Below are 11,826 nucleotides of genomic sequence, written 5' to 3' on the forward strand. Positions count from 1 at the left end.
GAAGACGGGTGGCGGCGCTTCGCGCCGCCACCCGTCTTCTGGTTTTGATTTGTACTTGCTAACTCTCGCTTTACTATATAGTTATCTCTGGATGTTTCTTTAGCGAAAATATCCTAAATTTAACGAATATCGAGCATTGTTATCCAGAAATTCTTAGGGAAGACGAGATTTTATTGCAGTTTGAAGAGCGGCACGGGTAAAATAATTAGTTAACAGAACGTAATAGTTTAGATATATCCATGCAATCGGCAGTACGAATTGAAAATCTCAAGAAAACTTATGGCGATACTATTGCCGTAGATGGAATTTCTCTAAAAGTTACACAGGGACAAATTTATGGTTTGCTAGGGCCTAATGGTGCAGGTAAAACTACAACTATGCGTTGTCTTTGTACTTTGACAGCGCCTGATTCGGGTGTGATCGAGGTGGCTGGGGTAACGGAGGCAAGAGCGATCCGTAATCGGTTGGGCTATGTGGCGCAAGAGGTTGCCCTAGACAAAGTATTAACTGGTCGTGAGTTGTTAAAGTTTCAGGCGGCTTTGTACCATATTCCACCTAAGCAAATTTGCGATCGCATTGATAGCGTTTTAAATTTATTGCAGCTAGAGCCATATGCCGACAAATTGTCAGGCACATATTCAGGGGGTCTGAAAAAACGCCTCGATCTTGCGGCAGGTTTATTACATCAACCATCGGTCTTAGTTCTTGACGAGCCAACTGTGGGTTTAGACATTCAAAGTCGCATTGCCATCTGGGAATTTCTCCGCAAGTTGAGAGCATCAGGGGTAACCGTCTTAATTAGTAGTCACTATCTCGAAGAAATTGATGCTCTTGCGGATCGTGTTGCCATTATCGATAAGGGCAAAATTATTGCTGAAGGCACAACAGAGGAACTCAAGAGTAAAGTTGGAGGCGATCGGATTACGGTGAGGATTCGTGAGTTTGCTGATCGCCAAGAAGCCGAACATGCCCAGAGAATTTTACAACAATTGCCAATTGTGCAGAGCATTACGATTAATTCAGCGCAGGGTAATGCGGTGAACTTATTTGTGAAACCAGAACCCAATGCTATTAGTGAAATTCAAAATATGTTAGCGGCGGTGGATATTAATGTATTCAGTCTTTCCCAATCCCGTCCTAGCCTTGATGATGTGTTTTTAGCCGCCACAGGACAGACAATTCTTGATGCTGAAATCGCGCAATCGGAAATCTTGACTTCTACCAAAGGCAAAAAAAAGAAGAACTAAATATATCCAGCAAAAAGCTCTGGATGAAAGCCATTACAAGCATCGTAAAACATTGCTTGTAATGGCTTGGATGCATTAGATATGCATAGAACCTGCGGCGTACATTCCCTTAGAAATTGCTTTGTTCACTAGGGAATTTGCTCCTACTAAAGTTTGGGATGGAATATGGGCATCCTTGCCAATGGTTGCATCTTCTCCCACATAACAAGGTGCATTTAAAACAGCACCCTCAGAGACTTGGGCAGTTTTGGCAACCCAGACTCCTTTGCTTCTCTGCTCAACGCGATCGCCAAAATCAAAATCTACTTTCTCTTCCAAAACATCAATTTGGGCTTGAAAATACTTTTCAGGAGTTCCCATATCCATCCAGTAACCATCCCAGACAAAACCCATCATTTTGAGGTCGCGTTCTAAAACATTTGGGAAGACTTTGCGCTCAAAGCTCAAGGGTTCTCCTGTGGCATAAATATCAAAGATTTTTGGTTCTAATACATAGGTTCCTGCATTAATTGTATTAATTCCCTGAGCCAAAAAGTCTAAAGCCTGCTCAGCATTGGGCTTTTCGCGAAATGCTTGTACTTGATTTTGTTGATTAATTTCCACCAAGCCAAAGGGGGTGATGTCTTCGACTCGCGTCAAAGTTAATGTTGCATCGGCTTGATTGTCCTTATGAAACTTTATGAGCGATTTTAAGTCTAAATCCGTAAGAATATCGGCATTGAACACAATCAATGACTCACCTGTGAAATATGGTTCTGCTAGCTTAATCGCACCTGCTGTATCCAATGGAGTTGATTCTTCGACATACCGAATTTTCACGCCAAGGCGCTCACCATCGCCAAAATAATCCATTACTTGTCGCGCTTGATACTGCACATTTAGTAAAATGTCGCACACATCAGCTTCACGACAACGATTAACCATCCATTCTAAAAATGGACGATCGACTAGAGGTAGCATTGGCTTAGGACATCCATAGGTCAAGGGTCGGAGACGAGTTCCTTTCCCACCAGCAATAATTACAGCTTGCATAGAGTTGTTGACTGCGGTATATGTTGTTTGTTGAGCATTATAGAAGTTATGGAGTGGCGTGTGAGCAATAGACCGATAACTGCATCCAAAGTTCGGTCAGCCGATGCCACTAGTCGCGCTGATTCGCCCATTAATTCCATCGAACCGATTCAACTTGATGCAGCACAGCCTGCGATCGCAAAAACTATCAATACAATTAGACGTATCCCCTTTGCCAAAATCGGCTTTACCCTGTCCCTGCTCATCGCCGTTGGGACTGGTGCTTTTATTGGTCGAGTTGTTCCGATTACTGCCCTAGATTGGGGTGGCTTATTGACAGGACGCAAGCCCGAAGAAGTTTTGATGGAAGGTTTAGGTCGTAAGTTAGATCGTCCTTATCAAATCCTCGTTATGGGTGTAGATCGGGTACTTGAAGCTCCATCTGGTTCCCCTGAGTCCTTTAATGGTCGTAGCGATACGATGCTGTTAATTCGGTTTGATCCCAAGACTCGCGCTGTGAATATGTTGTCAATTCCCCGCGACACTCAAGTGCCAATTCCTGAATATGGCGTTACCAAGATTAATGCCGCCAATGTTTATGGTGGTGCAGCCCTTGCCCAAGAAGTAGTTTCAGAGACCCTTAATGGTGTCGAAATTGATCGCTATGTGCGTGTAGATACCCATGGCTTAGCAGCGCTAGTTGATGCAATGGGTGGCATTGAAATAAATGTGCCAAAACGGATGAAATATCGGGACAATACTCAAAAGCTAAATATTGACCTTTATCCCGGAGTGCAGACCCTCAATGGCGAACAGGCTGAGGGATTTTCACGATTTCGTCATGATGAGGATGGTGATATTGGTAGGATCAAGCGGCAGCAAACAGTCTTAAAGGCAATTAAGGACAAGATTGCTAGTCCTGCGGTGGTGTGGAGTCTGCCAGAACTAATTAATGTCATGCAGCAGCATATAGATTCTGATCTTAGTTTTGACGAAATGATGGCAATCGCGACTTTTAGTATGACCATCAAGCCTGAAAAAATCAAAGCTAATAGTTTAAAAGGGCGACCTAGTGACCCCAATGAATTTCGGTTTAGCTATTGGATTGTCTCCCCTGAAGACATTGAGCAAGCGATCGCAGGAAAATTTACGACTAAAAAAGACATTCAATAAAAAAGCAGCGCTAGGCACTGCTTTTTTGTTTGTTTTAGGACGGGCCAGGAGGGATTCGAACCCCCGACACCGTGGTCCGTAGCCACGTGCTCTAGTCCACTGAGCTACAAGCCCTTAACTCGCGAATCTAATAATAACATAGTGTGCAATGTTGGCAAGCAAAAAAATAAATATTTTTCTTTGAATGTCTTAAAGATTTACTGCCTAAAGGTTTTGAGCTTTTTAATTGCATTACATATACTTGCAGAGATAAAAGCTTCCGCTTCGCATTACCTTTTCCTGATTAAGGGTTTAAAGTATAGAAGGCAATGTTCTTTAGTTGGTTTTTGTGCAAGAAGATTTTCGGTTAATTGTTGATTTAGTAACTGTTCTTGCAGCAGCCTCGTTTGGCGGATTACTAGCGGCGGCTCTGCGATTACCAGTGTTACTAGGCTATATCTTTGGTGGTATTGTCGTTGGACCGACGGGCTTGGGTCTGATTAAAGAGTTGATTCAAGTGGAAACTCTTGCCCAGTTTGGGGTTGCCTTTTTGTTGTTTGCCCTTGGTGTCGAATTTTCACTCAAGCAATTAAACAAGGTGCGAGCGATTGCCCTTGGTGGTGGCACTTTACAGGTTTTGCTCACCATTGCTCTGACCACAGCCGTATCTGTACTGGTGGGATGGGTGGAGACTCCCACGCAGGGAATTTTCTTGGGTGGGATTTTGTCACTGTCATCAACGGCGGTGGTATTGCGAAGCCTGATGGAAAACAATGAAACTGAGTCGGCACAAGGACAGGTAACTCTGGGGATGTTGATCATCCAAGATCTTGCCTTGGGCTTGATGTTAGCGGTGTTGCCTGCACTCGATCATCCTGAATCCGTTGGCATCGAAGTGATTAAAGCTCTGTCGGTGACTGCTTTATTTGCAGGCGGAGCAATTGCCGCAGGGATTTGGCTGATACCGCCATTTTTGCGCTGGGTAGCGAGTACCGAGAGCCGTGAATTATTTTTATTAAGTGTAATTGTGCTTTGCTTGGGGATTGCGCTCCTGACTGAGCAATTGGGCTTGTCGATCGAGATGGGCGCATTTGTGGCAGGGTTGATGATTTCTGAGGTGGAATATGCCGATCAAGCACTTACCTATGTCGAACCTTTACGAGATGTGTTTGCCACCTTATTTTTTGCGGCGATAGGGATGCTGATCGATCCTGTGTTTTTGATTCAAAACTGGGAATTGATTTTGAGCTTGGTAGCGATTGTGATGCTTGGCAAATTCTTGATTGTTGTACCTTTGGTCAGTATTTTCCGCTACCCTTTGAGAGTTGCTATTTTTGCAGGTTTAGGTTTAGCCCAAATTGGTGAATTTTCGTTTGTACTTGCTAGCGAAGGACAGAAATTAGGCTTAGTTTCACGGCGAGTATATCTGTTAATTTTGGGAACAACCGCGGTTACTTTGATGGTTACACCATTCTTGCTCAAGGCGACACCACAGATTTTGCAATTATTAGAAAAAGTGCCGTTTTTACAGGCTTGGATGAATAAGCTCGATATGCCTCAAGAGCTTTCGGCTAATGCTGAAGAACTGCATGATCATGTGGTGGTGTGCGGTTATGGGCGGATTGGTCAAGGTATTGTTTCGTTGTTGCAGTCTAAAGGCTATCCCGTATTAGTGATTGAGGAGTCGGAATCAAAGCTACAAATGTTGCGATCGCAAAATATCCCTTATCTCTATGGCAACTGCGCGAGTCCCTTTGTACTAGAAAAAGCAGAAATTGATCAGGCGAGATCTATGTTAATCGCAATCTCTGACCCGATTGCCACTAGACTCGCTGTACAAAGAGCGATCGCAATTTCTCCAGAAATCGATATTGTGGTTAGAGCCAAAAAAGATGCCGATATTGATACTCTCTATCAACTGGGAGCAAAGGAAGTTGTCCATCCTACCTTTGAGGCGAGTTTGGAGCTAACTACACACCTTTTACTCTGTCTAGGTGAAAGCACAAACTCAATTCAGGCAGAAATTATGGCAGTGCGCCGTAGTCGTTATGCAAATTTCCGTCCTGATATTGCCTGTGTATTACCAACAACGGCGCTTTCTTTATTGCCGCCACCGATGCCAGAGACTAATAACAAGGCTTCGTGAGGATGGTGCAATGAAATTAAGATGTTCCAAAATATGGCAACTTGCTCGCATTTCCCTAGTTAGCGGCACAGCGATCTATTTAGCTGCTTGCCAAGGATCAAATTTGGGTAGTTCCTTAGAAACTGCGATCGCACCCGCTCCTTCTGATACTCCTGAAGTGGTCAGCCCCACACCAGTAATATCCAAAACGCCAATTGTAACTACTCAACCAACTATTGAGACAACCACTAAACCAACTACAAAAACAACCACATCAACAAATCCACCGATAACCTCAGTTATCTCTATAGATCTAGCCAAGCTCAAATCAATTGCTTTGGGATCTGAAACTTTGACTGTTTCCCCAGTCACCAATATTTCGATAAAGTCATTGTTTGATATAGATTTCAGTAAAGCACCGCCACCAGTTAAGCAATTTAGCGATCTCGACACAGCACCCGCACCCTTGAGAGGTTGGATCAGCGATCTTTATCAACTAGGGACAATTACACCGAAGACAGGGCAAGAATTTAAACCCAACATTTTAGTGGCGCGTCGCGAATATGCTCGATGGTTACTCGAAACCAATAATCGCCTTTATAAAAATCAACCGAGTCGCCAAATTCGCCTTGCCCAACCAACAGAAAAACCAATATTTGTCGATGTTCCTAATCAGCATCCTGATTTTGCTGTCATTCAAGGCTTAGCTAATGCAGGACTAATTGGCAGTAGCGATCGCTTTTTTCCGGGAGAACCACTATCTCGTCAAGAATTAGTGCAGTGGAAAATTCCCCTCGATCTACGTCAACCACTTCCCAGAGCTACCTTAGAAAATATTCGTCAGTCATGGGGATTTCAAGATAGCGATCGCATTAGTGACGATGCTCTTAGCGCTATTTTTGCCGATGCTCAACTACGCGACATTTCCAATATTCGGCGTAGTTTTGGCTTTACAACCCTATTACAACCCCAAAAGCCCGTAACTCGCGCCGAAGCGGCCGCCTCACTTTGGTACTTTGGTACGGCCACCGATGGCATATCGGCAAGCAGGGCTTTAGATTTACAAAAATGACTGAGAATTGTCAGCGATATGGCACAGTTTTGATCAATTGGATATAGAGACGCTAGAATATGAGTAATTGTTATTGTTGAGAAAAACTAATAGATCATGTCGCAGTATCAACGTATCGAGTACTTAATCGGGAAAGATGGCAAAATCGTTGAGCGGGCGATCGATATGTCTGGTAGTGAATGCGTTGCAATCACCGCCATAATTGAGGCAGATTTGGGAAAAGTCGTCACTCGTGAACTATTACCTAGTTACTACGAGCAATCTGAATATATTCTTGATTGCAATGCGGTCGAGCAAATTCAGTACGATCAATATCCTTAAATCTCAGTAGATATTTGCAAACGTTATGTGTGGGATTTTGAAGGATTTTCAAAACTAAAAATAGCATAGCCATTTTTAGTTTTGGTCTTACTGCTAGCCTGTCAGTTGGCTGGGCTTGAGAATTTATTTCAATAAAAGTAAAGATGCTTGCCCTAATCTGGGTAAAATTATGGTTAAGAAATTAAGAATTGTTAAAGATTTGCTTATGTAGAGATTTGCCATGGTAACTCAAACTCCGCCATTGATATCAGAGTCGAGCGCAACTAGTAGGCTGCGAAATATTTTTGCTTCCGTCGATGCCATGAGTTGTCCGCATAGGTTAAATTTTCATCTGCATACGGTGCATTCCGATGGAAAAATGCAGCCTGTGGACTTAATTCAACAGGCGATCTCTTTGCGCGTGTCAGATCTGGCAATTACCGATCACCATGCTGTCTCAGGGTATTACATTGCTAAGCAATATCTAGAGCGTTTTGCTTGCCAATCCAGTGCTCCCCAATCCTTGCCAACTTTATGGACGGGGATTGAAGTCAATGCCAGTCTCATTTTTACGGAAGTGCATATTCTGGGCTATAGCTTTGATCCTGCCCATGAGGCAATGAAACCCTATCTGCAAAACAAAACCACCGCAGGTCTGGATTATCAAGCAATTAGCGTGATCAAGTCGATTCATTTAGCGGGAGGGTTAGCAGTTTTAGCTCACCCCGCTCGTTATCGGCGTACACCTGAAGACTTGATTCCTGCGGCGGCTGCCCTTGGTATTGATGGTGTTGAAACTTATTATGGTTACGATAACAGCGATCCTTGGAAGCCTAGCCCGCGACAAACTGAAGAAATTCGCCATCTCGCCGATATGCATGGATTAATGCACACCTGTGGCACTGATTCCCACGGATTTAAAATTAGCAAAAGACTATAAGAAGCCTTGCCTAGCAAGACTTCTTATTTATTGCAAGTTGATGGCAAGGCAGCCTTGGCTTGGTAAATTCCCCCACAATCAAATTACACAGCAGACAAAATGACCGAAACACAAACAACACCAAAAGTAATTGTCGTGGGCGCAGGCTGGGCTGGCTTAGGTGCAACCTATCAACTTGCCAAACAGGGCTATGACGTAACTTTGCTAGAGGCAGGTGCTCAGGCTGGTGGATTGGTAGCTGGTTGGAAAACCGAGGGTGGGCGATCGGTCGAAGCTGGTATACATGGATTTTGGTATCCCTATCGCAATATTTTCTCGCTAGTTAAAGAATTAGAGCTTGATCCCTTTACCCCATGGACGCGGTCGGCACAATATTCCCCCGCAGGTTTGGAGGTGGAGTCACCGATTTTCCAAGACTTGCCTCGCTTACCATCGCCCCTTGGTACATTTGCCTATACGCAGTTTAAACGATTACCCCTCAGTGATCGACTTTCGGCATTACCCCTAATGTATGCAGTCGTTGATTTTGACAATTCCGATGAGGCTTGGAAGCGTTACGACGGCATGACCGCCAGAGAGCTTTTCTATCAATATGGCGTATCCGAGCGCCTCTATCGTGAATCCTTTGAGCCAATGCTATTGGTCGGACTTTTTGCCCCCGGTGAGCAATGTTCAGCAGCAGCAGCTTTGGGAATGTTGTACTACTTTATTTTGGCGCATCAAGCCGATTTTGATGTGGTCTGGTGTCGTGGCACAGTTGGCGAGAAAATCTTTAAACCTTGGTGCGATCGCATTCAAGAGTTGGGTGGCAAAATCCTCACCAATCGTCGTGTGAGTGATGTGCGCGTTAATACTGATGGACAGGTGACGAGCGTAATTTGCGGTGACGAAAGCTTTGATGCCGATGCAGTCATTTTCTCGGTTGGTATTGCAGGAATGCAAAAGATTATCACCAGTAGCCCTGCTTTGCAAAAACGCCGCGAGTTTCGTAATCTCATGAACTTAGGGGCTGTTGATGTGCTAGCAGTACGCCTATGGTGCGATCGCAAAATCAAGATTCCCCGCCCATCTAATGCTTGTTTTGGCTTTGACCAAACCACGGGTTGGACATTTTTTGACCTGAATGCGCTCCATGATGAATACGCCGATGAGACTGTCTCTGTCATTGAAGTTGACTTCTATCACGCCAATCAATTTCTACCCCTCGATAATCAGGAAATTATTGCGATCGTCCAAAAATATCTTACCGACTGTATTCCCGAATTTAACAACGCTAAAATCATCGACAGCAGTGTAATACGCTTACCGCGTGCGGTCACCCATTTCTCCCCTGGTAGCTATCAGCATTTACTAAGAGGGATCACTAGTTTTCCAAATCTGTACATGAGCGGCGATTGGATTATTACCAATCATGGTTCTTGGTCACAGGAAAAAGCCTATGTCACAGGTTTAGAAGCCGCTAATCTGGTAATCCAGCAGTTTAATCAAGGAAACATGACACAGATCTTACCGATTGAGTCTGATGAGCCACATATTCAAATTGCGCGATCGTTGAATCAAACCGTAAAAAATGTGGCAAAATCCATTATTAGCAGTCTATGGATTACATAATTTGCCATTAATCAATGTAAAATTAGATACGGTTAGACCAACCCCAATAAAATTTTATGCTCTTAACAGAACAGGCTCCCTCGGCTCCTAAAAACACCGTCGGTTGTGTCTTAGTCGTCGAAGACGAAGCGATTATTCAAGACGCGATCGCACTAGCTTTACAAGAGGAGGGCTATAGCGTATTACTGGCTGAGGATGGGTATAACGCTTTGCAAGTTGCTAAAACTGCCGCAAAGCTAGATTTGGTGATTTTAGATGTGATGTTACCTTCCATTAATGGACTAGACTTCTGCCGCATTTTGCGTCACGAAGGTAACAACGTACCTGTATTAATGATCAGTGCTAGGGGTAATGAGTCTGATCGTATTGTTGGCTTAGAAGTCGGCGCTGATGACTACCTAAGTAAACCTTTTGGGATGAGAGAGTTGGTAGCTCGTTGCCGTGCATTGCTTCGCCGCAGTCGCCGTGATTTCTTGACAGCCAATAACAATTCTAACAATGCCACAACAGTTTATAAGTTTGGTGATATCACCATGTACCCTGACGAATGTCGGGTCACAATTAATGAGATGGAAGTTAATTTATCGCCTAAGGAATTTCGCTTACTTGACTTATTTATGAGCCATCCCCGTCGGGTATGGTCACGGGAACAGCTATTAGAAAAAGTTTGGGGTGTAGATTTCGTAGGCGATAGCAAAACCGTAGATGTGCATATTCGCTGGTTGCGAGAAAAAATTGAAGTAGATCCTAGCGATCCTAAGCATATTGTTACAGTTAGAGGATTCGGTTATCGTCTTGGCTAAAGGCAATAGGCTTGTATCGACTGCTATGCAAGTGATACACGCTTATTGTTTGTAAGGCTGTTGATTGATTAAGTAAATATAAAGATTCAGCCATTTGTCCCTTCAAGTCACAGTGGCTATTTTGTTATGATTGGCATAGATTGTTCGTTATCTAAATTAACAAACATAAATTTTTAGGCGCTTAGACTTGTTGTTGTATCGTCAATTTTAATTTATGAAATTTATGGAATTTGATTGGCTTCGCTTTACGCTAGCCGTTCGTAATTTACGTTAAAAAAGCTTTTATAGCCCAATTTACGGGGGACTACATAGCATTCATTGACTTTTACTTTTGTCTATATTTCAGTTAATAGATTTGTTTTAAAATTAGCTTCAGATTTCTGTTTTCTGTTTAACGACTAGTTAGGGTTGTTCATTCATGCTTCAGGGATTAGTGTATGAGTACATTTGTAAATGTTTTAGAAGAAATTGTTGTCAATGAAATCTATAACCAAATGAATGAACTAAGACCAGAATTGCAACAGAAAATTAAAGTTGCAGAGGTTTTGGCATATACATTAAATCGTTTACCCCCAATGTTTGCCACCTCAATGACTGGATGGAAGTATCAATATGATCGTGCGCTTAATGAACTACATCCTCGTATCGTTCAGTTAATCAAGAGAGGAAATCAGATTGTAATTTTTGGCGATCCAATTCATGATGTTACACCACTTCCAAATCAACTATTTCTGAATAGTTCAGGGCTATTGTATCAGTTAAGTAAATTATTTGGAAAGAAATATTTACGCTGGCGAGATGTTCCTAATCTAGTTCAAGACATATTAAATCAATCTTCTAATAAACTCAATGATAGTTATCAGTTTGATACAGTAATTCAGGCTGAAGAAGAGACTGTAATCCAAGAAGTTAGTCACCTCAATAGACATCAAAAAGCGCTACTTGCTTCCTCCAAAAGATTTATGAGTAAGCAATCATCTAAAATAAAAATATATGAGCAGAAGGCGAACTCTTGGGCAGAAGAAAAAAAATTGCGTGATGTGATTGCAATTGAACATAGGGCTTTGGAATCCTATACTCTCCGTGCTGAATTAGGGATAACCAATGTTTTAGAGCATCTTGTGTTTTTAGCGATTGAGAGGTGTACAACCCCAGCAATATTACAGAAAATTAATCAGAGTGAAGTAGCAGCTTATGCGTTAAATCGTTTACCTCCAATGTATGCAACTAGTATGCGTGGATTTAAGTATTTACGACAAAAAGCAATTTCGGAAATTCCCCGTGCCTTAATCGGTCAAACGCGCAACGGTATCTTAAAGTCACTGCAAATCTCTAAGTCTGATGTCCCTAAAATTCATGCCCATCAATTTGCGCAAGAATATGAGCAAGCAGTGATCGCTCTCCAAGAAATTTTAGGCCGTGCCGATATCTCGATGTACAACATTGTGCCAATTATTCGACAGTTACAGCAAATTGAGATCAAGAGCACCACAAAGAACTTACCTAAGGCGCTGAAAAACGATACCGCAGTGATGGAACCAATTGAGAGCATTATCGGCAGTGAT

At 42.9% G+C, this 11,826-nt stretch carries 10 protein-coding genes and 1 tRNA gene; 9 read left to right on the forward strand and 2 right to left on the reverse strand.

Annotated features, from left to right (window positions below; translation table 11 throughout):
- Positions 1 to 239: 239 nt before the first annotated feature.
- Complete coding sequence (locus H6F41_RS17520) at positions 240 to 1,247, forward strand: ABC transporter ATP-binding protein (protein WP_190404753.1); 1,008 nt, start codon at positions 240 to 242, stop codon at positions 1,245 to 1,247.
- Between the two features lie 75 nt (positions 1,248 to 1,322).
- Here the strand turns inward: H6F41_RS17520 and H6F41_RS17525 are convergent, their stop codons facing one another.
- On the reverse strand, positions 1,323 to 2,279 hold the full coding sequence (locus H6F41_RS17525; RefSeq protein ID WP_190404754.1) for a sugar phosphate nucleotidyltransferase: 957 nt from the start codon (positions 2,277 to 2,279) through the stop codon (positions 1,323 to 1,325).
- 48 nt (positions 2,280 to 2,327) lie between these two features.
- Between H6F41_RS17525 and H6F41_RS17530 the strand changes: the two genes are divergently transcribed.
- Entirely contained in the window at positions 2,328 to 3,431 is a 1,104-nt protein-coding gene (locus H6F41_RS17530; RefSeq protein ID WP_190404755.1) for an LCP family protein, read from the forward strand.
- 40 nt (positions 3,432 to 3,471) lie between these two features.
- Here the strand turns inward: H6F41_RS17530 and H6F41_RS17535 are convergent.
- Positions 3,472 to 3,545, reverse strand: a tRNA-Arg gene (locus tag H6F41_RS17535).
- 214 nt (positions 3,546 to 3,759) lie between these two features.
- Here H6F41_RS17535 and H6F41_RS17540 point away from each other — a divergent pair.
- From H6F41_RS17540 to H6F41_RS17570, 7 genes are all read left to right on the forward strand, one after another.
- Complete coding sequence (locus H6F41_RS17540) at positions 3,760 to 5,556, forward strand: cation:proton antiporter (protein ID WP_190404756.1); 1,797 nt, start codon at positions 3,760 to 3,762, stop codon at positions 5,554 to 5,556.
- A 10-nt stretch (positions 5,557 to 5,566) separates the two neighbouring features.
- Positions 5,567 to 6,607, forward strand: a complete 1,041-nt coding sequence (locus H6F41_RS17545; RefSeq protein WP_190404757.1) for a hypothetical protein — start codon at positions 5,567 to 5,569, stop codon at positions 6,605 to 6,607.
- A gap of 96 nt (positions 6,608 to 6,703) precedes the next feature.
- Positions 6,704 to 6,928 (forward strand): DUF2997 domain-containing protein, encoded by a 225-nt coding sequence (locus tag H6F41_RS17550; protein WP_190404758.1) that lies wholly within the window; start codon positions 6,704 to 6,706, stop codon positions 6,926 to 6,928.
- A 220-nt stretch (positions 6,929 to 7,148) separates the two neighbouring features.
- Positions 7,149 to 7,847 (forward strand): PHP domain-containing protein, encoded by a 699-nt coding sequence (locus H6F41_RS17555; RefSeq protein ID WP_190404759.1) that lies wholly within the window; start codon positions 7,149 to 7,151, stop codon positions 7,845 to 7,847.
- 99 nt (positions 7,848 to 7,946) lie between these two features.
- Complete coding sequence (locus H6F41_RS17560; protein WP_190404760.1) at positions 7,947 to 9,458, forward strand: hydroxysqualene dehydroxylase; 1,512 nt, start codon at positions 7,947 to 7,949, stop codon at positions 9,456 to 9,458.
- A 56-nt stretch (positions 9,459 to 9,514) separates the two neighbouring features.
- Positions 9,515 to 10,261: a winged helix-turn-helix domain-containing protein gene (locus H6F41_RS17565; RefSeq protein WP_190404761.1), complete on the forward strand. Its 747-nt coding sequence runs from the start codon at positions 9,515 to 9,517 to the stop codon at positions 10,259 to 10,261.
- A 437-nt stretch (positions 10,262 to 10,698) separates the two neighbouring features.
- Positions 10,699 to 11,826, forward strand: a 1,128-nt coding sequence (locus H6F41_RS17570) for a late competence development ComFB family protein (protein ID WP_190404762.1), incomplete at its 3' end; no start/stop codon positions are given.

Origin of the sequence: Pseudanabaena mucicola FACHB-723 (assembly GCF_014696385.1) — a bacterium.
GTDB lineage: Bacteria > Cyanobacteriota > Cyanobacteriia > Pseudanabaenales > Pseudanabaenaceae > Pseudanabaena.